The following is a 25,585-nucleotide window of genomic DNA, read 5'->3' on the forward strand; positions in this document are numbered from 1 at the left end:
GCGTCACTTGCGCTCCTGGGCCTGGAACAGCTCCCGGGCCGTCGCGTCGAACATCGCACCCCAGGCCGCGTCTTGGAATGCCTCGTCCTTCGGGCGCGAGCTGGTGACGCCGACCTGGACGTCCTCGCCCTGCGGGGTGCGGGCGTACCAGGGGCCGCCGCTCGCGCCGTTGGTCATGCGGCACGGCTTGAGCTGCTCGCCGCCGACCAGGCGGTTGTCGGTGACGGGGGTGGTGGGGCCCGAGCAGTACTGCAGGGTCTCGCCGTCGTACGGCTTGAGGAAGGGATAGCCGAGCGCCGTCTTCTCCCCCGCGACCGGCGCGAAGGAGGCCTTGCGGGCGCCGGTCACGTCCTGGACCGACCGGCCCTGCTCGTCCTTGCCGAGGGTGACGAAGGCGAAGTCGGCCTTGTGGTCCTCGTGTTCGGCCCAGGCGGGGGCGATGCCGACGGACTCGGCGACGTAACTCCCGTACGGCTCACTCTTCTTGTCGTACGCGGGCACGAAGAGCAGCTTCTTCACCCAGCCGCCCGGGATCGACTTGAGGTGCACACAGTGTCCGGCGGTCACCACGACGCTGCGGTTCGCGGAGTCGACGACGGCGGCGGAGCAGTAGGCCTTGCGCTCCTTGCCGCCCTCCTCGGCGGGCGGGACCGTCAGGAAGAGCCGGCCGACGTTGCGGACGGGCTCGGCGCCGAGGGTCCAGGGGACGCCGTCGGGGGGTTCGGCGGCGCCGTCCGTGGCGACGACGGCCTCGCGCATGCGCTCGGGCGTCCAGTAGGCGCGTACGTCGGCTGCGGTGTCCCCTGCGGGGGACCCTGCCGGGATCTCCGCGGGGAACGTGGTCGCGGCCAGTGCTGCCGCGACCACGGAGAGTATTCCGATCATGCTTCCGAACGTAAGGCCTAAGCGAACTGCTGGCTCGCCGAGCCGTCGCACTTCTGCAGCTTCACGGCGTCCTTAGCCGAGGCCAGCGCCAGACAGAGGCCGGTGGACGCGGCCGGGCGCAGGGTCCCCGATTGGCGTACGAACTGCTGGTTGGTGCCGCCGTGGCAGTTCCAGAGCGTGACGGCCGTGCCGGCGGTGTACTGGCCGTTCGGAACGTCCAGGCAGCGGTCGTGGGTCGACTCGACGTGGACGGCCTTGGCGGCCGGGTCGTGCCACCAGCCCTGGTTGCGGGCGCCGGAGCAGTCCCAGCCGATGACGCCGGTGCCGTTGCGGGTGCTGCCGCCCTTGGCGTCCGCGCAGGTGCCGGTCGCCGCGTTCTTCAGTGGCTTGTACGCGTCGTCCCAGCCGCCCGCGTACAGCTTGGGGCTGCCCGTGCTCGCCGGGTCGGCGCAACCGGCTTCCTTGAGGCCCGAGTTGTAGAGCTGGGTCAGACAGGAGGCGAAGGCGGCGTGGCCGCGGGCGTTGGGGTGGAAGGACTGGCGCAGTGAATTGGAGTCCGGCGGGAAGGGGTTGGAGACATTGACGTACAGCCCCCGCGCCCAGGTGTCCTCCATGCACACCTCATGGCCGTGGAACAGGCGGGAGTTGTCGAGGTAGACCGCGCCCGCGTCCTTGGCGGCCTTGCGCATGCCCTTCTCGAAGGTGGGCACGGCGTAGTTGCGGCCCCAGGAGGCGTCACTGTCGTAGCCGGTGCAGCCGCCGGGGAGCTTGCCCGGGTAGTTGGGGTTGTCGTAGATGTCGGGACCGATCGGGCTCGGGTAGCCCATCACCACGAGCTTGTAGTCGGAGTCCGCGTAGCCCGCGTCCCGCATGACCTTGCGGAGATCGCCGAGGGTGGCGGTGACCTTGGGCGTGAGGCCGTCGACGCGGCCCTGCCAGCCCGGCTGGTACTTGGGCTCACAGGTGCCCTGCAGCAGGAACCAGCGGGTCACGCAGTCGGTCATGACCGGCCCGAACTGCAGGTCGTCATTGGCGCCCGAGACGAGCAGCACCATCTTGATCTTCGTGTTGCGCGCCTTGATCGCGAGGTTGTCGCTCTGCACGAGTTCGTCGGCGTACTGCTTGCTGCCGCCGATGCGGATGTTTCCGCTGTACGCGCCCGAGCAGGAGACGTTGTACGTGACGTCGGCGGCGATCCCCGTCTTGTGGATGGCGGCGTCCGGCGAGCGGTGGCACCAGTTGTTCGGGCCGTCCGTGCCGGGCTCGTAGCTGCCGACGCCCTCGCCGGAGATCTCGCTGTCGCCGAGCGAGATGAGGCCCGACTTCCGCTCGGCGAGCGGGCGTTCGGCGGGACTGCCGTAGAGCCTGGTGGCCTCGGCGGCGCGGATCGCCTCCAACTCCGGGGGCAACGGCGTGGACGCGGCGGCCCCGGCGGGGTCGGGAGCGGGTGCGGCCTGAGCCGTGGGGGCGCTCAGGCCGAGCAGGGCGGCCGCGCCTGCGGCTAAAAGTGCGGTCGAACAGCGGATGCCTGGTCTGATACGCGTGGTGCGTTTCATGTGGGCCCTCCCCGGTTTCGGTGTTACTGACGGTATTTACTGGCCGGTACGCGACTTGGGAATAGCCCGAACAAGACAAGTGCTCACGTTTTTAGGAAATGTCACAGCGGAGGCGATCTTGATGACGACGGACGACGGCCAGTACCGGATCGAGCACGACTCCATGGGCGAGGTGCGGGTGCCGGCCGAGGCGAAGTGGCGGGCGCAGACGCAGCGGGCCGTGGAGAACTTCCCCATCTCCGGCCAGCGCCTGGAGCGCGCGCACATCGAGGCACTGGCCCGGGTCAAGGCGGCCGCGGCGAAGGTGAACGCGGAGCTCGGGGTCGTCGACAAGGACATCGCGGGCGCGATCCAGGAGGCGGCCCAGGAGGTCGCCGACGGGCGCTGGGACGAGCACTTTCCGGTCGACGTCTTCCAGACGGGGTCCGGCACGTCGTCCAACATGAACACCAACGAGGTCCTGGCCACGCTGGCGTCGGAACGCCTCGGCAGGGACGTACATCCCAATGACCATGTGAATGCGTCGCAGTCCTCCAACGATGTCTTCCCGTCGTCGATCCACATCGCGGCGACGGCTGCCGTGACCCGGGATCTGATCCCGGCGCTCGCGCATCTGGAGGCTTCGCTGGTGCGCAAGGCGGAGGAGTTCGCGGATGTCGTGAAGTCCGGGCGTACGCATCTGATGGATGCGACGCCGGTGACCCTCGGCCAGGAGTTCGGCGGCTATGCGGCCCAAGTCCGTTACGGCGTCGAGCGGTTGGAGTCCTCGCTGCCCCGCCTCGCCGAACTGCCGCTCGGCGGAACGGCCGTGGGGACCGGGATCAACACCCCGCCCGGGTTCTCGGCCGCCGTGATCGCGGAGGTGGCGCGGGCGACCGGGCTGCCGCTGACCGAGGCGCGGGACCACTTCGAGGCGCAGGGCGCGCGGGACTCCGTCGTGGAGACGTCGGGGCAGTTGCGGGTGATCGCGGTCGGGCTCACGAAGATCGCGAACGATCTGCGCTGGATGGCGTCCGGGCCGCGGACCGGGCTCGCGGAGATCAACCTGCCGGATCTGCAGCCGGGTTCGTCGATCATGCCGGGCAAGGTGAATCCGGTGATTCCGGAGGCGGTGCTGATGGTTTCCGCGCAGGTGATCGGGAACGACCTGACGGTCACGACTGCGGGGGCCGCGGGCAATTTCGAGCTGAACGTGATGTTGCCGGTCATCGCCAAGAACGTCTTGGAATCCGTGCGGCTTCTGGCCAATGTTTCGCGGTTGCTGGCGGATCGGGTGGTGGACGGGGTCACGGCGAACGTCGAGCGGGCTCGGGAGTACGCGGAGTCGTCGCCGTCTGTGGTGACGCCGCTCAACAAGTACATCGGGTACGAGGAGGCGGCGAAGGTCGCCAAGCGCTCCTTGGCCGAGCGGAAGACCATTCGCGAGGTGGTCCTCGACGCGGGGTATGTCGAGCGGGGCCTGCTCACGCTGTCGCAGCTGGATGAGGCGCTGGATGTGCTGCGGATGACGCGTCCGTAGGTTTCTTTCCCCACCCCGCCCCTTCCCGAAATCCTGCGGAGCCTTCCGCCCTCCGGGCGGTGTCCTCAAACGCCGGACGGGCTGATAAATCAGCCCGTCCGGCGTTTGAGGACAGCCTTTGAAGCCGGCGGCCGCCTTACGGGAAGGGGCGGGGTGGGGAAAGAAAAAGCCCAGGTTGCAAGCCCTCACCCGTCACCCGACACTGAAACGTGTCCGACGATGCCCCGCCCTACCGGCTCTTCGCCGCAGAGCCCGACGGGCGGCTGGGCGACGAGTACCGGCTGCTGCGGCAGATCCTGGACGGCACCCAGGCCGGGATCTCCGTGATGGACACCGAGCTGCGCTACCGGTTCGTCAACCGGCGCATGGCCCAGATGAACGGCATCCCCGCCGAGGACCACGTGGGCCGCACCCTCAAGGAACTCCTGCCCCACGTGCACCGCAACGACGACGTCCTGCGCCGCGTCCTGCGCGACGGCCGGCCGCGGGAGCTGAACGGGGTCGGGCGGACCCTCGCCAAGACCCCCTACGACATGCGGGAATGGCATGTCTCCTACCACCGCCTGGAGCTCGACGGAGAGACCGTCGGCATCGCCGGGGTCGGCCTGGAGAACAGCGCCGCCCGCGCCTACCTGCGCAGCCTGGAACAGGCCCACGAGCGGCTCGCGCTCTACGACCGGGCGGCGGTCAGGACCGCGTCCAGCCTCGACCCGAAGGTCATCAGCGCCGAGCTCGCCGACACCGTGGTGCCCACCTTCGCCGACGCCGCCTCGGTCGAGCTCTTCGTCGACGACCAGCCCACCGGGCAGCGGCCGCCACCGCTCGGGACGCTCCGGCTGCGCCGGGCCGCGCTGACCGCCGTGCCCCACCTGGAGGGACTCGTGGGCGCGTTCGGCGTGCCCGGCGACACCATCGACTACCAGCAGAGCTCCGCGATCCGGCGGGCCCTGGAGACCGGACTGCCCTGGCTGGACAACGACATCTCCGAGGAGGCGTACCTGCGCGTCGCCCCCACCCCCGACCCGGCCCGCCTCAGCGCCTACCGGGCCGCCCGGCTGCACTCGGGCCTCGTCCTGCCGCTGCCCGGCCCGGGCCATCCCCTCGGCACGCTCACCATGATCCGGGCCGGTGACTCGCCGCCCTTCACCGAGCAGGACGTCCTGATCGCCGGCGAGCTCGCCACCCGCGCCGCCGCCAACCTCGACCACGCCAAGCGCTACGCCCAGGAGTACGCCATGGCCCAGGAGTTGCAGCGGGCGCTGCTCTCCGAGCCGTCGTTCGCGCACCCGGACCTGGAGGTCGCCTCGCGGTATCTGCCGGCCGGGGACAACGCTGTGGTCGGCGGCGACTGGTTCGACGCCATCGCACTGCCGGGCGGCCGCAGCCTGCTCGTCATCGGGGACGTCATGGGCCACGGCGTACAGGCCGCCGTCGCGATGAGCCACTACCGCTCGATGCTGCGGCTGCTCGCCGCGTCCGGGATGCCCCCGGACGAGATCCTCCAGGAGGCCGACCAGCGGGTCTCCCGGCTCGGCTTCGACCGCTCCGCCACCTGTCTGCTGCTCCGCGTCGACCCCCGCGAGGGCAGCTGCACCTCGTCGAGCGCGGGCCACCTCCCGGCGCTGCGGCTGCTGCCCGACGGGCGCACCGAGCTCCTTTCCGTGTCGACCGGACCGCCGCTCGGTACCGGTGTCGGCGGGTACGGGCAGCACCTCGGCAAACTGGTGCCGGGCGCGGCCGTCCTGATGTTCAGCGACGGCCTGATCGAGCGCCGCGGCGAGGCCATCGACGACTCGCTGCGCCGCCTCACCTCCCTGCGGCTGCGGGCCGGCGCGCCCCTGGAGGACATCCTGGACAAGGTGCTCGCCGGTCTGTCGCCGGTCTGCCCGGACGACGACATCACGCTGCTCGCCGCCCGGCTGCGCGCCTGATCCGGCCGTTCCCGGGGGAAATGCCGCAGGTCACGGCGGGCCACGGCCGCGTTGCCTAAGATCTGCGCATGACAGACCAGACGAGGCCCCGTTGGGCACCCGGCACCCACATCCTGTGGCGCTACCGCGAGAACGGCGGCGGCACCGGGTTCCACATCGCGCGCCCCGTCACCGTCGTACGGGACACCGACGAGCTCCTCGCCGTCTGGATGGCCCCCGGCACCGAGTGCGTGAAGCCCGTGCTCAGCGACGGCACACCCGTCCACCACGAGCCGCTCGCCACCCGCTACACCAAGCCGCGCACCGTGCAGCGCGACCAGTGGCACGGCACCGGTGTGCTGAAACTGGCGCGGCCCGGGGAGCCCTGGTCGGTGTGGCTGTTCTGGGAGCCGGGCTGGCAGTTCAAGAACTGGTACGTCAACCTCGAGGAACCCCTCGTACGTTGGTCCGGAGGTGTCGATTCCGAGGATCACTTTCTGGACATCTCCGTGTACCCCGACCGGACTTGGCTCTGGCGCGACGAGGACGAGTTCGCGCAGGCCCAGCGCGCCGGGTTGATGGACCGTCACCAGGCAGAAGGCGTACGGGAAGCGGGCCACAGGGCGGTCAGGGCCATCGAGACGTGGGGTTCTCCGTTCGCCGACAACTGGCCGCGCTGGCGGCCGGATCCGGCCTGGGGCGTGCCGGCGCTTCCGGAGGACTGGAACCGTACGCCCGCGCATGTGTCCACATGAGACCCTTGATGCGCCCCCATGGTCCAAACGTAGGATCAACCTCCGTGCACAAAAGCATGCGGGAGAGCATGGAGGCAGAGCCGCGGAGGGCTTGACCGTACGTCGGCGAGGGGCGGCAAGGACGTGAGCGAGGGATACGAGGGGTACGCCGAGTTCGGCGCTGCGGCGCCGGACCGCACCGGGCAGGCCGAGGCCTTCGACGCGATCGGCGCCCGGTACGACGACGTCTTCCCGCACAAGGAAGGCCAGGTCAGGTCGGGTCGCTGGCTGGCGGAAACGTTGTCGCCCGGCTCCCGCGTCCTGGACGTCGGCTGTGGCACCGGCCTCCCCACGGCCCGTCAGCTCAGCGACGCGGGACACCGGGTAGTCGGCGTCGACCTGTCGGCGCGGATGCTGGACCTGGCCCGGATGCATGTGCCGGACGGCGAGTTCCATCAGCGCGACATCGCGTCGCTGCGGACGGAAGGACCCGACGGACTCGGCCAATTCGACGGCATCGCCTGTCACTTCACCCTGCTGATGCTGCCGCGCAAGGAGATCCCTTATGCACTGCGGCAATTAAGAGCCCTGCTTCGGCCAGGTGGCCTGCTCTCGCTGTCCATGGTCGAGGCCGACCTGGATGACGCGGCAATTCCGTTCCTGGGACACACAATCCGGGTATCGGGATACCTGCGGGACGAATTGCGCCTGATCGTGAGCGCCGCGGGTCTGGAGATCGCCGGGGAGGACTCGTACGCGTACGCTCCGGCGAGCACGGACGTACCACCCGAGCACCAGTTGTTCCTCAACTGCCGGCGCGCCTGAGCCACACTGCATTCCATGGCCACCTGGCGCACGCGGCGCGCAGCCCCGGACGGACGGATTCAGAACGCGTGACGGAGCACCCCACCTCCCACGAAGGCCGGCAGACAAGCACTGACCGGCCGCAGGCACCGGCGGACCCCCGCGGGTCGCTGTTGCGTTCCCCGGAGAACCCGAAAATTTCGAACAAGCAGGACATACCGGGTAATTCACCTCGCCCGCGCGAGGCCTCGGCCGCCTTACCGGCCCAGGGCCTGCCCGACGACGACAACACCGAGCACGCCCAGCCCGGCCCCACCCAGGGCCTGGAACCGGACGCGCACCGCCCCCGCCCCGAGGGCCCCGCCCAGGGCGTCCCGGTGCAGCCCAGCGGCTCCGAGCGCGGCACTCCCGTACCGGCCGGACCGTCCGGGGCAGGCTCCGGCGACGACGGCCCCGCGGGCCCGCCCGCCCGCTCCGGTCCCGCGTACGACCACCGGGAGGGCGACCGGCTGCGCTTCGTGGGCGCCGCGACCCGGCGGATCGCCCGCGGTCTTGACCTCGACGAGATCGTGATGGGCCTGTGCCGGGCCACCGTGCCGACGTTCTCCGACGCGATCCTGGTCTATCTGCGCGATCCGCTGCCGGTCGGCGACGAGCGGCCCGTCGGCCCCGTCGTACTGCGCCTTCGCCGCACCGACCGGATACCCGAGAGCGCCGAGGACACGGGCGGCTTCGGCCCGGAGGGCGCCGCGCTGCTGCCCGGCGTGCAGTTCCAGGTGCAGCCCGACCTCACGCCCGCGGCCGAGCTGTGCGAGGTGCGTCCGGGCGGTGCGCTCGCCGAGGTGCTGCGTGGCGTACGTCCCGTCTTCGCGGACGCGCCCGCCGCCCAGGCCGCGCTGCCCGAGCTGCTCGGCGACGGCCGTTCGATGCCGCAGGGCCAGCGGGCGATCCTCGCACCGCTGCGCGGGCGGCGCCGGGTGATCGGGGCGGCGGTCTTCCTCAGACGCCCCGACCGTGCCGCCTTCAGCCCCGACGACCTCCTGGTCGCCGCCCAACTGGCCACCCACACCGCGCTCGGCATCGACAAGGCGGTCCTGTACGGCCGCGAGGCGTACATCGCCGACGAGCTCCAGCGCACCATGCTGCCCGAGACGCTGCCGCAGCCCACGGGCGTCCGGCTCGCCAGCCGGTACCTGCCGGCCGCCGAGACCGCCCGGGTCGGCGGCGACTGGTACGACGCGATTCCCTTGCCGGGCAGCCGAGTTGCCCTCGTCGTCGGTGACGTCATGGGCCACTCCATGACCTCGGCCGCGATCATGGGCCAGCTGCGGACCACCGCGCAGACCCTGGCCGGGCTCGACCTGCCGCCCCAGGAGGTCCTGCACCACCTGGACGAACAGGCCCAACGGCTCGGCTCCGACCGCATGGCGACCTGTCTGTACGCGGTGTACGACCCGGTCTCGCACCGCATCACCATCGCCAACGCGGGCCATCCGCCACCGGTGTTGCTGCACATCGGCGGGCGGGCCGAGGTCCTGCGCATTCCGTCCGGCGCCCCGATCGGGGTCGGCGGCGTCGACTTCGAGGCGGTCGAGCTGGACGCGCCGGCGGGGGCGACGCTGCTGCTGTACACCGACGGCCTGGTCGAGTCCCGGCTGCGGGACGTATGGACCGGGATAGAGCAGTTGCGTGAACGGCTGGCTGCCACCGCGCAGTTGACCGGTCCGGATCACTCGCCGCCGCTTGAGGCCCTGTGCGACGAGGTGCTCGACATGCTCGGTCCCGGCGACCGGGACGACGACATCGCGCTGCTCGCCGCCCGCTTCGACGGGATCGCGCCCAGCGATGTGGCGTACTGGTATCTGGAGCCCGAGGACGCGGCTCCCGGGCGGGCCCGGCGCCTTGCCCGGCGGGCGCTCGCGCGCTGGGACATGGAGGAGCTGACGGACTCCGTCGAGCTGCTCGTGAGCGAGGTCGTGACCAATGCGGTGCGCTATGCGACGCGGCCGGTGACGTTGCGGTTGCTGCGTACGGATGTGTTGCGCTGTGAGGTGGGGGACGACGTGCCGCAGTTGCCTCGCCTTCGGCAGGCGCGCGCCACGGATGAGGGTGGGCGGGGGCTGTATTTGGTCAATCGCCTTGCCCGGCGGTGGGGGGCTACCCGGCTGTCGACCGGCAAGGTGGTGTGGTTCGAGCTGAACCGGAACTAGGGCCAAAAGATTGCGCAGTTCCCCGCGCCCCTAAAAGACTGCGCAGTTCCCCGCGCCCCCAAAGAAGCAAAGGCGCCCGGAGCCTTCATGGCTTCGGGCGCCTTGCTTGTCCGGGGTCAGTCCCGGTTGGGTCTGCCGTTGTTGCTGCTGTCTTCCTCCGGCGGGTCGATCGTGATCGGCGGCTGCGTCGTCGGTGGGTCGAACGTCGGGTCGTCGGTCGGATCCGGCGCGCCCGTCGTCGGCGGGGCGCTCGTGGGCGGGGCCGAGCTGGACGGCGGGGCCGAGGTCGGCGGGGCCGAGGTCGGCGGGGCCGAGCTGGACGGCGGGGCCGACGTCGGCGGCGGGGCAACGCCCGCGCCCATGTCGGTGTCGAGGTCGAACTTGGCGTCCGAGCCGCCGTTCAGGGCTCCGTAGGTGTACTCGGCCCAGATCTGGGACGGGAAGCCACTGCCGTGGACCTTCTCCGAGCCCCCCGCGCCCATCAGCGAGACGTGGGAGCCGTTGGTGGCCTTCTTGCCGGCCGGCGTCTTCAGTCCGCCACCACCCTCGGGTGCCTCGCCGTAGACGCCGACCACGGTGACCAGTTCGGGGGTGTAGCCCGCGAAGAGCGCCGAGACGTTCGAGTCCGACGTACCGGTCTTGCCCGCGGCCTCGTACGCGCCCGCGTACTTGCCCTGGGTGATCACCCGGCCGGTACCGTCACTGGCCACGCCCTGCAGCACCGAGGTCACGGAGTCCGCGGTCCCCCGGCTGATCACCTCGTCGCCGATCGGGTCGGGCAGGTCGACGGAGACGTCCTTGTGCTCGACCTCCTTGAGGATCGAGGGCGTGACCTTCTTGCCGTGGTTGTCGAAGGTCGCGTACACGCCCGACATCTCCAGCGGGCTCGCGCCCATGGAGCCGAGCGTCATCGCCAGGTGCGGGGCGAAGTCGGTCATGCCCAGGTCGGACGCGGTCTCCTTGACCTTGTCCATGCCCACGTCGGCGCCCATCTGCGCGAACACCGAGTTGACCGAGTTGTCCATGCCCTCCTGGACGGTGATGTCGCCGTAGTCCTTCTTGCCCTCGTTCGGCGGCGCGTACGAGCCGCCGCCGCCCTTCACCGGTCGGCCGCTGGTGCCGTCGTAGATGGTGTTGGCCGTGATCGGCTTTTTGCCCTGCGTCTTGGAGCCGTTCTCCAGGGCGGAGGCGAGGATCACCGGCTTGAAGGTCGAGCCGGGCTGGTAGTCGTCGCGGGTGGCGTTGGACCGGTAGTGCTTGACGTAGTCCTCGCCGCCGTAGAGCGCGACGATGCCGCCGGTCTTCGGGTCCACCGAGACCGCGCCGGCCTGGACCGCCGCGTCGACCTTGCGCTCCTTCGGATCCAGCTTGTCCGTCAGCTGCTTCTTGACGGCCTTCTCCAGGTCCTTCTGCTTGCCCTTGTCGATGTTCAGGGTGATCGTGAAGCCGCCGGCCTCACGCTTCGCCGCGGCTTCCTTCGGCGTCATGCCCTGTGCGACGAGCTGCCGTTCCAGCTCCGCGTTGGCCGCGTCGACGAGATAGCCGGTCTGCCCCTTGAGGCCTGCCGCGGGCTTGGGGTCGTGGGGCTTGGCGAACTTCATGGCGGACCGCTCGCTCTGCGAGAGCTTGTCCATCTCGACCATGTTGTCGAGTACGTAGTTCCAGCGCTCCTCGACGAGCTTCTTGCTGGTGGGCGTCGCCTGCGAGTAGTCGTACTGGTTCGGCGCCTGCAGCAGGGCCGCGAGATACGCGCCCTGCTGGACATTCAGGCGGTCGGCGTCCACGCCGTAGTACGCCTGGGCCGCGGCCTGGATGCCGTACGCGTTGCGACCGTAGTAACTGGTGTTGATGTAGCCCATGAGGATGTCGTCCTTCGACATCTTCCGGTCCACCTTGATGGAGATCACCAGCTCCTTGAGCTTGCGGGTGACCGTCTGCTCCTGGGTCAGGTAGTAGTTCTTCACGTACTGCTGGGTGATGGTCGAACCACCCTGCTTGCCCTGGCCGCGCATGGTGTTGAGCAGACCGCGGGCGGTGCCTTTGAAGTCGACGCCCGGGTCGTTGTAGAAGGACTTGTTCTCGGCCGCGACGAAGGTGTCCCGCACCTTCTCATCGAGCCGGTCCTTGCCGATGATCTCCCGGTTGACGTCACCGGTGCGGGCGAGGAGGTCGCCGTTCTTGTACTTGTAGACGTTGCTCTGCAGCTGCGCCGCGGCGTTGGCCGGCGGCACGTCCACGTACAGATACAGGCCGAGGAATCCGGCCATGCCCAGCAGGATCAGACCGAAGAAGGTGCCGAGCACCTTCTTCCAGGTGAAGAAGCGGCGTATGCCGCTACGGGTCGTCGACGATCCGCGTGCGGCCCGGCGTGTACCGCCGCCGCGCTGCCGCGCTCGTCTGGCTTCCGCTCGGCCCATTACTCCGTTGCTCCAGTCACTTCGGCTTCCCCCGGGTCAGCTGTTGAAGCTAACACCGCACGTACGGACAAAGGACGGCCGATCCGGCCTTTTCCGGACGTGACAATGCGCACGCCTCTTACCGGAACCGACGTTCTGGCCCGCCGAAAGGTTGCCCAACTGCGGGCCAAGACCGCCGGGGCGCGGGCCCGGAACCGTTATGCACCGGGGGTATACACACCAGGTATACACACCGTGTACAGTCCTCCGCATGTCTACCGGTTCCATTGGGCACACCCTCCTCGGCCTCCTTGAGAGCGGCCCGCGCCACGGCTACGACCTCAAGCGCGCCTTCGACGAGAAGTTCGGTCACGACAAGCCCCTGCACTACGGGCAGGTCTATTCGACGATGTCCCGCCTCCTCAAGAACGGCCTCGTAGAGGTCGACGGCATAGAGGCGGGCGACGGTCCGGAACGCAAGCGGTACGCGATCACCGAGGCCGGCATCACCGACGTACGCGAGTGGCTCGCGACCCCCGAGAAGCCCGAGCCCTACCTCACCTCGACCCTCTACACGAAGGTCGTCCTCGCGCTGCTCACCGGGCGCGACGCCGGCGACCTCCTCGACACCCAGCGCGCGGAGCACCTGCGGATGATGCGGATCCTCACCGACCGCAAGCGCAAGGGCGACCTCGCCGACCAGCTGATCTGCGACCACGCACTGTTCCATCTGGAGGCCGATCTGCGGTGGCTGGAACTGACCACCGCCCGCCTCCACTCTCTCGCCAAGGCGGTATCCGCATGACCCCGGCCGGCTCCCTGCTCATAGCGGACAAACTCCGCAAGGCGTACGGGCCCACCAACGCGCTCGACGGCGCCGAGTTCTCCATCCACCCCGGCGAGGTCGTCGCCGTGATGGGGCCCTCCGGGTCCGGCAAGTCCACGCTCCTGCACTGCCTCGCCGGGATCGTCACGCCCGACTCGGGCACGATCATGTACGGCGGCCAGGAGCTCTCGGCCATGAACGACGCCGAGCGCAGCGCCCTGCGCCGCTCGGACTTCGGCTTCGTCTTCCAGTTCGGCCAGCTCGTGCCCGAGCTGACGTGTGTGGAGAACGTGGCGCTCCCCCTCCGCCTCAACGGCGCCAAGCGCAAGGAAGCAGAGCGCACCGCCCTGCACTGGATGGAGCGCCTGGAGGTCGACGACCTCGGCGGCAAGCGGCCCGGCGAGGTCTCCGGCGGTCAGGGCCAGCGCGTCGCGGTGGCCCGCTCCCTGGTCACCAACCCGCGCGTGCTCTTCGCCGACGAGCCGACCGGCGCGCTCGACTCGCTCAACGGCGAGCGCGTGATGCAGCTCCTCACCGAGGCCGCCCGTTCCACCAACGCCGCCGTCGTCCTCGTCACGCACGAGGCCCGGGTGGCCGCGTACTCGGATCGCGAGATCGTCGTGCGCGACGGCAAGTCCAGGGACATGGAGCGCGCCGTATGAGTTCCACGTTCCGGGTCTGGGTCCGCGATCTGTCGATGGGCGTACGTTTCGCGCTCGCCGGCGGTCGCGAGGGCTGGATGCGTACGACCCTCACCGCGCTCGGCGTCGGTCTCGGTGTCGCCCTGCTGATCGTGACGACCGCCGTGCCCAGCGCGCTGGCGGCCCGCGAGCACCGCAGCGACGCCCGCACCGACATGACGTTCGGCTCGGTGATACCGAAGACGGACGCGACCCTCGTCGTCGGCCATGTGGACACCACGTACCGCGGCGAGTCCATCCGCGGCCGGCTCTACCAGCCCGAGGGCCCCAAGACCCCGCTGCCGCCCGGCGTTTCGGCCTACCCGAAGCCGGGTGAGGCGCTGGTCTCGCCCAAGCTGAAGCAGATCCTCGACTCCGCCGACGGCAAGCTGCTGCGCGAGCGCGTGGACGCCAAGATCGTCGGGACCCTCGGCGACGACGCCCTGGTCTCCCCCGGCGAGCTCGTCTACTACGCGGGCGCCGACTCCCTGAAGCCGACCGGCTATCCCGTCGAGCGCATCGACAAGTTCGGCACGCCGAACCCCATGCAGGAGGCCATGGACCCGGTCCTGGTCCTGCTCACCCTCATTGTCTTCATCGTGCTGCTCATGCCGGTGGGTGTGTTCATCGCCGCGGCCGTACGTTTCGGTGGTGAGCGCCGCGACCGCAGGCTGGCGGCGCTGCGGCTGATCGGCGCGGACGGGCGGATGGTGCGGCGGATCGCGGCGGGCGAGGCGCTTGCCGGGTCGCTGTTCGGCCTGGTCCTCGGCACCGGATTCTTCCTGGCGGCGCGGCAGTTGGCGGCCAAGGTCGAGCTGGAGCGGGTCAGCGTGTTCCCGCACGACCTCGATCCCTCGCCGCTGCTCGCCCTCCTGGTCGCGGTCGCGGTGCCGGCCGCGGCGGTCGGGGTCACGCTGTTCGCGCTGCGCGGCGTGGTCATCGAGCCGCTGGGTGTCGTACGCACCGCGAAGCCCTCGCGGCGCCGGCTGTGGTGGCGGCTGCTGCTTCCCGTCGGCGGGCTCGCGCTGCTCTACCCGATGATCGGGCAGGGCAGGGACAACGGCAGCTTCAACGAGTACATGGTCACCGGTGGTGTGGTGCTGCTGCTCGTCGGCATCACGGCGCTGCTTCCGTGGCTGGTCGAGTTCGTGGTGTCGCGGCTCGGCGGCGGCAGCGTGTCCTGGCAACTGGCCGTACGACGGCTCCAATTGAGCAGCGGCACGGCCGCCCGCATGGTCAACGGCATCGCGGTCGCGGTGGCCGGGGCGATCGCGCTGCAGATGCTCTTCGCGGGCGTCGAGGGCGACTACACCAAGGAGACCGGCCAGGACCTCTCACGGGCCCAGATGAGCGTGAACGTCCGCACGGGCCCGGAGGCGGGACGGCAGACCGAGGCGATCCTCAAGGGCCTCGGCGAGACGCAAGGGGTGAAGGGGGCCCAGGGGTTCACCACGGCCTCGGCCGGCGAGAAGGCCAAGGACGCCCAGGACTACGTCTCCGTCACGGTCGGCACCTGTGAGGCGCTGCAGACCGTCGCGAAGCTGCCCTCCTGCAAGGACGGCGACGCCTTCGTCGTGAAGGACGACTCCGAGTACGAGCAGTCGTATCCGGGGATGACCAAGCCGGGCAAGCAGCTGTACATCAACCCGGCGGACTCGGCAGTGAAGCAGCGGGGCAAGACGTACCCCTGGAAGATCCCCGCGGACGTGCAGCACGGGACGGCCCGGACCTCCCCCATGGGCGGCCCGATGGGCGGCATCATGGTCACGCCGAGCGCGTTCCCGGCCGCCGCGCAGGCCGAGTTGGGCGGTCAGGTGTACATCCAGATCGACGGCTCCGTGCCGGACGTACGCGAGTACGTACGCGCCGCGACGTCGAAGGTCGACCCCTTCGCCGAGGCCCAGGCGATGCAGGACATCGAGGTGAAGGGCCGCTTCGCCTCCGTGCGGACCGGGCTCTTCGTGGGCGCGGCGTGCGTGATGCTGCTGATCGGGGCGAGCCTGCTGGTGTCCCAGCTGGAGCAACTGCGCGAGCGCAAGAAGCTGTTGTCGGCCCTGGTCGCGTTCGGTACGCGGCGCCGGACGCTGAGCCTGTCGGTCTTCTGGCAGACCGCGGTGCCGATCGGGCTCGGCCTGGTGCTCGCGGGGGTTGTGGGCCTTGCCCTCGGGTCCGTCCTCCTCAAGATGACGGGGCAGACGATCTCGGTCGACTGGACGTCGGTGGCGGCGATGACCGGGATCGGCGCGGGTGTCGTCCTCGCGGTGACGTTGCTCAGCTTGCCGCCGCTGCTTCGGCTCATGCGGCCGGAGGGGCTCAGGACGGAGTAACTTTCCCCCCTCCCCGCCCCTTCCCGAAAGTCCTCAAACGCCGGACGGGCTGACTTTGTCAGCCCGTCCGGCGTTTGAGGACACCGCCCGGAGGGCGGAAGGCTCCGCAGGATTTCGGGAAGGGGCGGGGAGGGGAAAAAGAAGCCTCAACCACCAACGACCCGCACGGGCAACCCACCCAGCGCCTCCCGCAGGGCGGACGCCAGCTCCGCATACTCCTCCGCCCGCGCAGCCCCCGCCCGCAGGGCAAGCGCGATCCGCCGCGTAGGGGCGGGATCCGCAAAGGACCCGGTGACCAACTGCGCGGAGCGCGACGTCTCCACCCCAACCGCCGTACGCGGCAACAAAGTCACCCCCAACCCACCCGCCACAAGCTGCACCAGAGTAGAAAGCCCGGCCGCCGTGGTGGACCCCGGCACCTCCCCCCGCCCCACCTCCCGGCAGATGTCCAGCGCCTGGTCCCGAAGGCAGTGCCCTTCGTCCAGAAGCAGCAAGTCCAGGTCCCGCAAAGCAGAACGCGGAATCCCCTCCCGCCCGCCAAGCGGATGGCTCACCGGCGCAACGAGCACGAAGTCCTCGTCGAACAGGGGAAGTTCGACCACTCCCGGCACCCCCAACGGCACCGCGAGCAGCAACAGATCGAGCCGCCCGCTCAACAACCCCTCCACGAGCGACGAGGTCTGCTCCTCGTGCACCTGCAGATCGAGCGACGGATAGCTCGACCGCACGAGCCGCAGCACCGTCGGCAGCAGATACGGCGCCACCGTGGGGATCACCCCGAGCCGCAGCGCCCCGGTGAAGGGGGCGCGTACCGCCTCGGCCTCCTCCATCAGCTCGCCCACGGACTCCAGCACCCCCCGCGCCCGCACCGCGAGCCGCTCCCCGGCCGGCGAGAGCAGCACCTTGCGCGTCGTCCGCTCCAGGAGTTGCACCCCGAGTACGTCCTCCAGCGCGGACACCGCTCCGGACAGCGCGGGCTGGCTCATGCCGAGCGCGGCGGCCGCGTCCCGGAAGTGCAGGTGCTCGGCCACGGCGACGAAGGCGCGCAGCTGGGCGAGGCTGGGCTGCTTCTCCCTGCGGCTGTCCCTGTTACTACGGGCCACTGATAGGCACCTCCGATCAACAGGGCCGATTCTAGCTATTTCCGTGATCAATACTCTCTGTGCAACGATCTAGATCCGTCCAACCCCCTGGAAATCTCCCAAAAAGGGACTTTCCGCGCTGCAAGGAGTGCCTCGTGCTCACTGTCGGTGACAAGTTCCCGATGTTCGACCTCACGGCCTGCGTCTCCCTCGAGACCGGCAAGGAGTTCGCGCAGATCGACCACAAGACCTACGAGGGCAAGTGGAAGGTCGTCTTCGCGTGGCCCAAGGACTTCACCTTCGTGTGCCCGACCGAGATCGCGGCCTTCGGCAAGCTGAACGACGAGTTCGCCGACCGTGACGCCCAGGTCCTCGGCTTCTCCGGCGACTCCGAGTTCGTGCACCACGCCTGGCGCAAGGACCACGCCGACCTGCGTGACCTGCCTTTCCCGATGATGGCCGACTCCAAGCACGAGCTCATGCGTGACCTCGGCATCGAGGGCGAGGACGGCTTCGCCAAGCGCGCGGTCTTCATCGTCGACCAGAACAACGAGATCCAGTTCTCCATGGTGACCGCCGGCTCCGTCGGCCGTAACCCCAAGGAGGTGCTGCGAGTCCTCGACGCGCTGCAGACCGACGAGCTCTGCCCGTGCAACTGGTCCAAGGGCGACGACACCCTGGACCCGGTCGCGCTCCTCTCGGGCGAGTGAGGTCGCACCGACATGGCTCTCGATGAACTCAAGGCCGCCATACCGGCGTACGCCAAGGACCTGAAGCTGAACCTCGGTTCGGTGATCGGCAACACCGAGGACAACCTGTCGCAGCAGCAGTTGTGGGGCACGGTCCTCGCGTGCGCCATCGCGTCCCGCTCTCCGCAGGTGCTGCGCGAGCTGGAGCCGGAGGCCAAGGCCCAGCTGTCGCCCGAGGCGTACGAGGCGGCCAAGGCCGCGGCCGCGATCATGGCGATGAACAACGTGTTCTACCGGACTCGGCACCTGCTGTCCGACCCGGAGTACGGGACGATGCGGGCCGGTCTGCGGATGAACGTCATCGGCAACCCCGGTGTCGACAAGGTCGACTTCGAGCTGTGGTCGTTGGCGGTTTCGGCCATCAACGGTTGTGGCCAGTGCCTCGACTCTCACGAGCAGGTGCTGCGCAAGGCGGGCGTGGACCGGGGGACGATCCAGGAGGCCGTGAAGATCGCGGCCGTGCTGCAGGCAGTTGGGGCGACGCTGGACGCCGAGGCCGTGCTGGCCTGATTTGGCCCCGCCCCTTCTCGTAAGGCTGCCGCCGGCTTCAAAAGACTGTCCTCAAACGCCGGACGGGCTGACCAAGTCAGCCCGTCCGGCGTTTGAGGACTTTCGGGAGCCTCAGCCCGACTCGACGGTCGGACGGTCCGCAGGCTCAGCCTCCGCCGAAGCAGCCGACGCCCGCAACGCGTTCTCCTTGGACCACGTGCGCAAGTAGCCCACCACCGTATTGGTCACCGCCACCAGCGGCACCGCCATCACCGCACCCCCGATCCCCCCGATCATGCCGCCCGCCGCGACGGACAGGACCACCGCGAGCGGGTGCACCCGCACCGCGCGGCCCAGGATGAAGGGCTGCAGGATGTGGCCCTCGATCTGCTGCACCGCGAGGACCACGATGAGCGCCATCAGGGCGGTGAACACGCCCTGCGTCACCAGCGCGACGACCACCGCGAGTGCGCCCGAAATGACCGCGCCCACCAGGGGGATGAACGCGAACAGGAAGATGAAGACGGCGAGCGGCACGGCCATCGGGACGTCGAGGAAGTAGATGCCCACACCGATGAAGATGGCGTCGATCAGAGCCACTATCACCGTCCCGCGCACATAGGCCGTGAGCGTGCGCCAGGCCCGCGGCCCCGCGCCCGCGACACCCGGCCGGGCCTGGGCCGGGACGAGCTTCAGCGTCCAGTTCCAGATGCGCTTGCCGTCGTAGAGAAGGAAGAGCGTCGAGAACATGGCGAGCAGGATGCCGGTGAGGATCTCCAGCATCACCGTCACGCCCTCGAGGCCCGTCGAGGTGATCTCCTCGGTGTTGGCCCCGATCGTCTCGCGCAGGTTGTTCGCGATCTCCTTGATCTGGTCCTCGGTGACGTGGAACGGGCTGTCGAGGAGCCACTGTTGGAGCTCGTCGATGCCTTCCTGGACTCGGTTGGAGAGCGTGTCCAGGTTCTCCATGACCTGCCAGACCACGAACCAGCCCACCAGGCCCATGACGATGAAGCCCGAGATGAAGGTGACCGCCGTGGCGAGCCCGCGCGGCAGGCCCCACTTGATCAGGCGGGCCACCGTGGGCTGCAGGAGCGCCGTGATGAGCAGCGCGGCGAGGAAAGCCATGACGACGAGCTGGACCTGGCTGATGGCCTTCGCCAACACCCAGATGGTGCCCGCGAGTACGAGCAGCCGCCAGCCCGCCTCGGCCGCCACGCGCAGCCCCCAGGGGACGGCCGCCGAGGGTTCGGGCCTCGGCTGTATGGCCGGCGCGTAGTCGGGCGGCGCGGGGACGCTCGACGAGGCGGAGGAGGAGGCAGACGCGGAGCCGGAACCCGCAGAGGGAGCGGCCGCGGACACGGGCTCAGCCTTCGGCTCCGGTTCGCCCTCCGCGGCGGCCGCCTTGCGCTCGTCCAGCCGCTCGCCCATCTGGGACAGCCCGGCCCCGATGCGACCGAGCCACCCTGGAACCTTAGACATGATCTTTTCCCTTTTCCCCCGTAGGGAGTTCTCCCCCACCGATGCCCCCGCATCCGACTGGCATGACCGTACACGCGCGAAGCCCCCCACCGAAGGACGGTGGGGGGCTCCGTGAGGTTGAGCGGGACGGAGGTGAGATCAGTCCCGAACGGCTCGACCTAGTACCAGTTGTTGGCCTGCCAGAAGTCCCAGGCGCCACACGGGCCGCCGTAACGGTCGTTCATGTAGTTCAGGCCCCACTTGATCTGGGTGGCCGGGTTGGTCTGCCAGTCGGCGCCGGCGGACGACATCTTCGAGCCGGGCAGGGCCTGCATGAGGCCGTACGCGCCGGAGGAAGGGTTGCTCGCCTTGTAGTTCCAGCCGGACTCGTGGTCCACGATGTTGCTGAAGCACTGGAACTGGCCCGACGGGACCATCTGCTGGGCGATCGCCTTGGTCTGCGCGATCGTGTAGGAGCTCTGCTGGGCGAAGCTGGAGGCGTCCGCGCGGGCGGAGTCACGGCTGGCCTTCTCCTCGGCCTCGCGCTTCTCCTTCGCCTTGGCGTCCGCGATCTTCTTCTCCGCGGCTTCCTTCTTGGCGATCGCGTCCTCGGCGGCCTGCTTGCGGGCCGTCTCCTCCGCGGACTTCTGCGCGGCTGTGTCAGCGGCGGCGGCCTGCGCGTCTGCCTGCTGCGACAGCGACGCGGTCTGGACCTCGGCCTGCTGGCCTGCGGGTATCTCTGCGAGGAGCGTCCCTTCGCCGGCGGTCGCCTCGAAGTCGTTCGAGGGCTGAGCAGTGCTGCCTGCGGCAACACCGACGACGGCGCCGACTGTGGTGACCGCGGTGGCCGAAGCCACTGCGAATCCCCGGACCGAAATCCGGCTCACACGGTTTCCTTCCAGCATCGCCCGAGAGGTGACCTGGCGGGCGCAATCTTGCCCCTTGCACTGGCCTCCCCCTGATACACGGTCACGGGAAGCACGGACCCGGTGGGCAACCCCCTTGCGGGGAGCACCTCGTGTGTCTCGGGTGGCATACGGCGAGCGCTATGAAGTTCTGTGCGCCTCGAGGTCCTTGAGGTTCTCGAGGTGCCGTACCGCTGGGGGTACGGAAGTGCCGTATGCGGGGCCTGACAGGACCCAGACTCTGCCCGAACCGGACGCCGCGAGGCAATTCTGCGTTGCGTGGGAAAGCTCACACCCCGTTTACCCCACGAGTTTTGGGCAACCCGCCACGCAACAGCAGCGCCGCCCGGTAGGCTTTTCAGCCCGCCGGGCGGCGCCAACTACCGTGTAACGCCTCAGATATGGCCGTCTTCGAGCATTTCGGTCACGAGTGCCGCGATCTGCGAACGCTCGGACCGCGTCAGCGTGACGTGCGCGAAGAGCGGGTGCCCCTTGAGCTTCTCGACGACGGCGACCACTCCGTCGTACCGACCGACCCTGAGGTTGTCGCGCTGGGCGACATCGTGGGTGAGTACGACACGGGAATTCGCGCCGATACGGGACAGAACGGTCAACAGGACGTTCCGTTCCAGGGATTGGGCCTCGTCCACGATGACGAACGCGTCATGCAGCGAGCGGCCCCGGATGTGCGTGAGCGGCAGCACTTCGAGCATGCCGCGCGCGGACACCTCCTCGATGACCTCCTTGCCGGCCACCGAACCCAGCGTGTCGAAGACGGCCTGCGCCCAGGGCCCCATCTTCTCGGCCTCGGTGCCGGGCAGATAGCCGAGCTCCTGCCCGCCCACCGCGTACAGCGGCCTGAAGACCATCACCTTCTGGTGCTGCTGGCGCTCGAGGACGGCCTCAAGTCCCGCGCACAGTGCGAGCGCGGACTTGCCGGTGCCCGCCCGGCCGCCCATCGAGATGATCCCGACGTCCGGGTCGAGCAGCAGATCCAGTGCGATGCGCTGCTCGGCGCTGCGGCCCTTGATGCCGAACGCCTCGCGGTCGCCGCGCACCAGCCGGACGTTGCCGTCCGCCGTGACCCGGCCGAGCGCCTTGCCGCGCTCGGAGGACAGCGTGAGGCCCGTGTGCACGGGCAGGTCCGCCGCCTCGGGAACGTAGAGCGTGTCCTCCTCGAAGAGCAGGTCGATCTGCTCACCGGAAAGGGCGAGTTCGGACATTCCCGTCCAGCCCGATTCGGTGATGGCGAGCTCGGCGCGGTATTCCTCCGCGAGGAGCCCCACCGAAGAGGCCTTGATCCGCAGCGGCAGGTCCTTCGACACGACGGTGACGTCGTATCCCTCGGCCTGCAGATTGCGGGCGACGGCGAGGATCCGGGAGTCGTTGTCCCCCATTCGATAGCCGGCCGGAAGCACGCCGGGATCCGAGTGGTTGAGCTCGACACGCAGGGTCCCGCCCAGGTCGCCGATCGGGATCGGGGCGTCGAGCCGCCCGTGCCTGATCCGGCAGTCGTCCAGCATGCGCAGGGCCTGCCGGGCGAAGTAGCCGAGTTCGGGATGGTGCCGCTTGGCCTCCAACTCCGTGACCACCACGATCGGGAGCACGACTTCGTGTTCGTCGAAGCGGTTCAGGGCGTTGGGATCGGCCAGCAGAACGCTGGTGTCGAGAACATAGGTGCGCCTGTCAGGCATGCGGCGCTTAGTGCTGGTCACCACGGAAGGACGTACCCCCTCGGATGAGGTTGGGGAGCGACGGCGTCGCGGGGCTTAGCCGGACCGGGCGGGCCTGCGTGGGCCGAGCACCGGCCCCCCGTGTCGCCGTACTGAGTACGGTCCAACTGGTGCAAGGAGCCTCCCGGGCGGGCGGCTCCCGTGCCGCCCACTGAGGATTCGACCTCCCTGGACGGGAAGCCGACCTGAAAGGGATATTCCCTCGAACAGGTACGACCATGCAATGGCATATGACGAAGCGTTAATGAACGCCTGGTGACATGAGTTACAGGAGGCTCCCCGGCCCCCGTGGGCTATGCCCCGTAACGCCGGTGGCGTGCCGCGTAGTCACGCAGCGCACGCAGGAAGTCGACTTTCCGGAAGGCCGGCCAGAAGACTTCGCAGAAGTAGTACTCCGAGTGGGCCGACTGCCACAGCATGAAGCCGGACAGGCGCTGCTCGCCGCTGGTGCGGATGACCAGGTCCGGGTCGGGCTGGCCGCTGGTGTAGAGGTGACTCGAGATCAGGTCGACGTCGACCGTGTCCGCGAGCTGCTCCAGGCCGGTGCCCTTGTCGGCGGCGTCCAGGAGCATGGAGCGCACGGCGTCGGCGATTTCCTGCCGGCCGCCGTAGCCCACCGCGACGTTGACCAGTATTCCGTCGCGGCCGTGGGTGGACTGCTCCGCTTCCTTGAGCACCGACTGGGTGCGGGCGGGCAGCAGGTCCATCGTGCCGACGTGGTGCACGCGCCAGCGGCCGTCGGACGCGAGGTCGCGGACGGTGTTCTCGATGATGGTGAGGAGCGGGCCCAGCTCGTCGGCGGGCCGGTCCAGGTTGTCGGTGGAGAGCAGCCAGAGGGTGACGACCTCGACGTCGGTCTCCGCGCACCAGCCGAGGAACTCCGAGATGTTCTGGGCCCCGGCCTGGTGACCCTCCGCGGTGGTGCCGCCGGACGCCTTCGCCCAGCGGCGGTTGCCGTCGAGGATGACCCCGATGTGCTTGGGCACCGCGGCGTGATCGAGGCGGCCTTCCACCCGGCGTGCGTACAGCCTGTACACCAGGTCGCGCAGGTTCACTCTCTTCAGCCCCTCCGTGCAGACGGCGTCCCGAGCCCGACACATTACCGCTGGATCCCTGTGCCCCCGCCCGGGATCCCCCCTGAAGTAGCTTCGTACCCATGAACGACAAGCGTGTGTACCTTTCGGCACAGGACCGCTACGACTCGATGGAGTACCGCCGCACCGGCCGCTCCGGACTGAAGCTCCCGGCCATCTCGCTGGGCCTCTGGCACAACTTCGGTGACGACAAGGGCCTCGACAACCAGCGGGCGATCCTGCGTCGCGCATTCGACCTCGGCGTCACGCACTTCGACCTGGCGAACAACTACGGTCCGCCCGCCGGTTCGGCCGAGCTGAACTTCGGCAAGCTGCTGCAGCAGGACTTCGCGCCTTACCGGGATGAACTGGTCATCTCGACCAAGGCGGGCTATCTCATGCACCCCGGTCCGTACGGTGAGTGGGGCTCCCGCAAGTACCTGATGAGCTCGCTCGACGCTTCCCTCAAGCGGATGGGCGTCGACTACGTCGACATCTTCTACTCGCACCGCTTCGACCCGGACACCCCGCTCGAGGAGACGATGGGCGCGCTGGCGTCCGCGGTGCAGCAGGGCAAGGCGCTGTACGTAGGGGTGTCGTCGTACAACAGTGAGCAGACGGCGGAGGCGGCGCGGATCCTGAAGGAGATGGGCGTACGTCCCCTCATCCATCAGCCGTCCTACTCGATGATCAACCGCTGGACCGAGGAGGACGCGCTCCTCGACACCCTCGAGGCCGAGGGCATGGGCTGCATCTCCTTCGTGCCGCTGGCCCAGGGGCTGCTCACGGGCAAGTACCTCAAGGGCATTCCGGAGGGCTCGCGGGCGACGCAGGGCAAGTCGCTCGACCCGGGGCTGCTTTCCGAGGAAGTCGTACGTCGGCTCAACGGCCTCAATGACATCGCCGGGCGGCGCGGGCAGTCGCTGGCGCAGCTGGCGCTGAACTGGGTGCTGCGGGACGAGCGGATGACCTCGGCGCTCATCGGGGCGTCCAGCGTGAAGCAGCTGGAGGAGAACGTGGCGGCGCTCAGCGGGGCGAAGCTCACGGAGGCCGAGCTGGCGGAGATCGACACCTTTGCGGTGTCCACGCCTGGGACGAACATCTGGGCCGGGCGTAGCTAGGGCCTGGCCGGCGGGGTGGGGGTGGGGCTTCGGGTGCGGGTGTCGCCCCGGGCCCCATTCTCTTTCCCCTCCCCTCCCCGCCCCTTCCCGTAAGGCTGCGCCGCCTTCCGCCCTGCGGGCGGTGTCCTCAAACGCCGGACGGGCTGAAGGGATGCCGGACGGGCTGATTTCTGAGCGCCGGACGGGTCGAGAGATGCCGGGCTGAATCCGGGCAGAAAAAACGGGCCGGTCCGTGGGGGGGAGACGGACCGGCCCGAGGGGGGGTTTCCACCATAACCCTTCGTAAGTCGTGCTGTGTGCAACGGCGTGGCGTAACTACGCTCCGAGTCCGCCCAGCAACAGCCCGGTGAACGCTCCGGCGAGCATGCACGGGCCCAGCGGCATCGCCGTCTTGCGGCCCGCTCGGCCAAGCAGGACAAGGGCGAGGGCGTATCCGCCGGCGTAGAAGACGCCCGTCATGAAGCCCACGATCAGGACTCCCCCGCCGTACCACCCAAGGGTTACTCCGAGGACTGTCGCCAACTTGACGTCTCCGAAGCCCATGCCGCTCGGGTTGATGAGGAAGAGAAGGAAGTAGACGCCGCCGAGGGCCAGGCCGCCGAGGACGGAGCCGAGCCAGGAGCCGCCCGCCGCGTCCAGATTGGCGGCCGCGCCGAGCAGGACGACCGCCGCCGCGGCGAGGGGCAGCGTGAGGACGTCGGGCAGGCGGTGCACCGCATGGTCGACGGTGGCGAGGAGGACGCCCGCCGGGGCCAGGATCAGCCACACCGCGAGTTCGGGTCGGGGCCCGGTCGCCACCGCGAGTGCGGCGCAGGCCACTGCCGTGATCAGGGCGAGGCGGAGGGTGGAGGGGCCGAACCAGTCGGCGCAGCCCCGGCAGCGGGCCGTGCCCAGCCAGCCCGCGGCCGGTCCGGTCAGCGGGTGCCCCGCCGGGCAGGCGCCGGCCCACGGGTTGCCGGCCGGGACCGCGAGACGGTGGGCGGGGCGGGCTATGAGCAGGCCGGCGCACGCGCCGTACGCGGCGGCCAGGGACGTGAGCAGGGCTTGCACGTGGGTGACCTTATGGGGCGGGGGCGCGGGGCGGCTGTTCGAGTCCGCATCGTTATCGGAACCGGTCGAATCCAC

The 25,585-nt window shown here is 69.5% G+C and carries 20 protein-coding genes; 11 read left to right on the plus strand and 9 right to left on the minus strand.

All coding sequences use genetic code 11. The annotated features are described in order from the left end of the window. Positions 1 to 3: 3 nt before the first annotated feature. The gene (locus OG430_RS18925; protein ID WP_327353714.1) at positions 4 to 885 is read right to left on the minus strand and encodes a trypsin-like serine peptidase; all 882 of its coding nucleotides are present in this window, start codon (positions 883 to 885) and stop codon (positions 4 to 6) included. 17 nt (positions 886 to 902) lie between these two features. Then, positions 903 to 2,441 (minus strand): ricin-type beta-trefoil lectin domain protein, encoded by a 1,539-nt coding sequence (locus tag OG430_RS18930; RefSeq protein ID WP_327353715.1) that lies wholly within the window; start codon positions 2,439 to 2,441, stop codon positions 903 to 905. Positions 2,442 to 2,562: 121 nt separating this feature from the next. On the opposite strand from OG430_RS18930, the gene OG430_RS18935 reads away from it, so the two are divergent. The 5 genes from OG430_RS18935 (at position 2,563) to OG430_RS18955 (ending at position 9,618) form a co-directional block, all read left to right on the plus strand. Continuing rightward, positions 2,563 to 3,960 (plus strand): class II fumarate hydratase, encoded by a 1,398-nt coding sequence (locus OG430_RS18935; RefSeq protein ID WP_327353716.1) that lies wholly within the window; start codon positions 2,563 to 2,565, stop codon positions 3,958 to 3,960. A gap of 209 nt (positions 3,961 to 4,169) precedes the next feature. Further along, positions 4,170 to 5,891: a SpoIIE family protein phosphatase gene (locus tag OG430_RS18940; protein WP_327353717.1), complete on the plus strand. Its 1,722-nt coding sequence runs from the start codon at positions 4,170 to 4,172 to the stop codon at positions 5,889 to 5,891. A gap of 68 nt (positions 5,892 to 5,959) precedes the next feature. Further along, a complete protein-coding gene (gene fomD / locus OG430_RS18945) occupies positions 5,960 to 6,625 on the plus strand; it encodes a cytidylyl-2-hydroxypropylphosphonate hydrolase (protein ID WP_327353718.1) in 666 nt (221 codons plus the stop codon). Positions 6,626 to 6,748: 123 nt separating this feature from the next. Continuing rightward, positions 6,749 to 7,429 carry a class I SAM-dependent DNA methyltransferase gene (locus OG430_RS18950; protein WP_327353719.1) on the plus strand — a complete coding sequence of 227 codons (681 nt, stop codon included), beginning with the start codon at positions 6,749 to 6,751 and terminating at the stop codon, positions 7,427 to 7,429. Positions 7,430 to 7,497: 68 nt separating this feature from the next. Then, positions 7,498 to 9,618, plus strand: a complete 2,121-nt coding sequence (locus OG430_RS18955) for a SpoIIE family protein phosphatase (RefSeq protein ID WP_327353720.1) — start codon at positions 7,498 to 7,500, stop codon at positions 9,616 to 9,618. 116 nt (positions 9,619 to 9,734) lie between these two features. On the opposite strand, the gene OG430_RS18960 is transcribed toward OG430_RS18955, so the two are convergent. Continuing rightward, positions 9,735 to 12,035 (minus strand): transglycosylase domain-containing protein, encoded by a 2,301-nt coding sequence (locus OG430_RS18960; RefSeq protein WP_327353721.1) that lies wholly within the window; start codon positions 12,033 to 12,035, stop codon positions 9,735 to 9,737. Between the two features lie 250 nt (positions 12,036 to 12,285). On the opposite strand from OG430_RS18960, the gene OG430_RS18965 reads away from it, so the two are divergent. From OG430_RS18965 to OG430_RS18975, 3 genes are read left to right on the plus strand one after another with little or no spacing between them, the layout of a single operon-like run. Next, entirely contained in the window at positions 12,286 to 12,819 is a 534-nt protein-coding gene (locus OG430_RS18965; RefSeq protein ID WP_327353722.1) for a PadR family transcriptional regulator, read from the plus strand. Then, on the plus strand, positions 12,816 to 13,502 hold the full coding sequence (locus OG430_RS18970; protein ID WP_327353723.1) for an ABC transporter ATP-binding protein: 687 nt from the start codon (positions 12,816 to 12,818) through the stop codon (positions 13,500 to 13,502). Before OG430_RS18965 ends, OG430_RS18970 begins: the two co-directional genes overlap by 4 nt. After that, complete coding sequence (locus OG430_RS18975; protein ID WP_327353724.1) at positions 13,499 to 15,847, plus strand: ABC transporter permease; 2,349 nt, start codon at positions 13,499 to 13,501, stop codon at positions 15,845 to 15,847. The genes OG430_RS18970 and OG430_RS18975 overlap by 4 nt, the downstream gene beginning before the upstream one ends. Positions 15,848 to 15,993: 146 nt before the next feature. On the opposite strand, the gene OG430_RS18980 is transcribed toward OG430_RS18975, so the two are convergent. Then, positions 15,994 to 16,950: a LysR substrate-binding domain-containing protein gene (locus OG430_RS18980; protein ID WP_327353725.1), complete on the minus strand. Its 957-nt coding sequence runs from the start codon at positions 16,948 to 16,950 to the stop codon at positions 15,994 to 15,996. Between the two features lie 134 nt (positions 16,951 to 17,084). Between OG430_RS18980 and OG430_RS18985 the strand changes: the two genes are divergently transcribed. Then, positions 17,085 to 17,639, plus strand: coding sequence for a peroxiredoxin (locus tag OG430_RS18985; protein WP_327353726.1), 555 nt, complete (start codon positions 17,085 to 17,087; stop codon positions 17,637 to 17,639). Between the two features lie 12 nt (positions 17,640 to 17,651). Beyond that, positions 17,652 to 18,188: an alkyl hydroperoxide reductase gene (locus tag OG430_RS18990; protein WP_327353727.1), complete on the plus strand. Its 537-nt coding sequence runs from the start codon at positions 17,652 to 17,654 to the stop codon at positions 18,186 to 18,188. 111 nt (positions 18,189 to 18,299) lie between these two features. On the opposite strand, the gene OG430_RS18995 is transcribed toward OG430_RS18990, so the two are convergent. The 4 genes from OG430_RS18995 to OG430_RS19010 form a co-directional block, all read right to left on the minus strand. Next, positions 18,300 to 19,649 carry an AI-2E family transporter gene (locus OG430_RS18995; protein ID WP_327353728.1) on the minus strand — a complete coding sequence of 450 codons (1,350 nt, stop codon included), beginning with the start codon at positions 19,647 to 19,649 and terminating at the stop codon, positions 18,300 to 18,302. A gap of 158 nt (positions 19,650 to 19,807) precedes the next feature. After that, the gene (locus OG430_RS19000) at positions 19,808 to 20,533 is read right to left on the minus strand and encodes a transglycosylase SLT domain-containing protein (RefSeq protein ID WP_327353729.1); all 726 of its coding nucleotides are present in this window, start codon (positions 20,531 to 20,533) and stop codon (positions 19,808 to 19,810) included. Between the two features lie 395 nt (positions 20,534 to 20,928). After that, positions 20,929 to 22,251, minus strand: a complete 1,323-nt coding sequence (locus OG430_RS19005; protein ID WP_327353730.1) for a PhoH family protein — start codon at positions 22,249 to 22,251, stop codon at positions 20,929 to 20,931. Positions 22,252 to 22,559: 308 nt separating this feature from the next. Further along, on the minus strand, positions 22,560 to 23,321 hold the full coding sequence (locus OG430_RS19010; protein WP_327353731.1) for an isoprenyl transferase: 762 nt from the start codon (positions 23,319 to 23,321) through the stop codon (positions 22,560 to 22,562). Positions 23,322 to 23,422: 101 nt separating this feature from the next. Here OG430_RS19010 and mgrA point away from each other — a divergent pair, with 101 nt between their 5' ends. Continuing rightward, positions 23,423 to 24,460: an L-glyceraldehyde 3-phosphate reductase gene (gene mgrA / locus OG430_RS19015; RefSeq protein WP_327353732.1), complete on the plus strand. Its 1,038-nt coding sequence runs from the start codon at positions 23,423 to 23,425 to the stop codon at positions 24,458 to 24,460. 315 nt (positions 24,461 to 24,775) lie between these two features. On the opposite strand, the gene OG430_RS19020 is transcribed toward mgrA, so the two are convergent. Further along, complete coding sequence (locus tag OG430_RS19020) at positions 24,776 to 25,510, minus strand: A24 family peptidase (RefSeq protein WP_327353733.1); 735 nt, start codon at positions 25,508 to 25,510, stop codon at positions 24,776 to 24,778. Positions 25,511 to 25,585: the final 75 nt, after the last annotated feature.

It is taken from the genome of Streptomyces sp. NBC_01304, from assembly GCF_035975855.1.
Classification (GTDB): Bacteria; Actinomycetota; Actinomycetes; order Streptomycetales; family Streptomycetaceae; genus Streptomyces.

Coding starts and splice junctions, on each gene's coding strand:
- OG430_RS18975 (WP_327353724.1), top strand. CDS start 13,499: ATGAGTTCCACGTTCCGGGTCTGGGTCCGCGATCTGTCGATGGGCGTA.
- OG430_RS18935 (WP_327353716.1), top strand. CDS start 2,563: ATGACGACGGACGACGGCCAGTACCGGATCGAGCACGACTCCATGGGC.
- OG430_RS18995 (WP_327353728.1), bottom strand. CDS start 19,649: ATGTCTAAGGTTCCAGGGTGGCTCGGTCGCATCGGGGCCGGGCTGTCC.
- OG430_RS18965 (WP_327353722.1), top strand. CDS start 12,286: ATGTCTACCGGTTCCATTGGGCACACCCTCCTCGGCCTCCTTGAGAGC.
- mgrA (WP_327353732.1), top strand. CDS start 23,423: ATGAACGACAAGCGTGTGTACCTTTCGGCACAGGACCGCTACGACTCG.
- OG430_RS18970 (WP_327353723.1), top strand. CDS start 12,816: ATGACCCCGGCCGGCTCCCTGCTCATAGCGGACAAACTCCGCAAGGCG.
- OG430_RS18930 (WP_327353715.1), bottom strand. CDS start 2,441: ATGAAACGCACCACGCGTATCAGACCAGGCATCCGCTGTTCGACCGCA.
- OG430_RS18925 (WP_327353714.1), bottom strand. CDS start 885: ATGATCGGAATACTCTCCGTGGTCGCGGCAGCACTGGCCGCGACCACG.
- fomD (WP_327353718.1), top strand. CDS start 5,960: ATGACAGACCAGACGAGGCCCCGTTGGGCACCCGGCACCCACATCCTG.
- OG430_RS18990 (WP_327353727.1), top strand. CDS start 17,652: ATGGCTCTCGATGAACTCAAGGCCGCCATACCGGCGTACGCCAAGGAC.
- OG430_RS18960 (WP_327353721.1), bottom strand. CDS start 12,035: ATGGGCCGAGCGGAAGCCAGACGAGCGCGGCAGCGCGGCGGCGGTACA.
- OG430_RS19000 (WP_327353729.1), bottom strand. CDS start 20,533: ATGCTGGAAGGAAACCGTGTGAGCCGGATTTCGGTCCGGGGATTCGCA.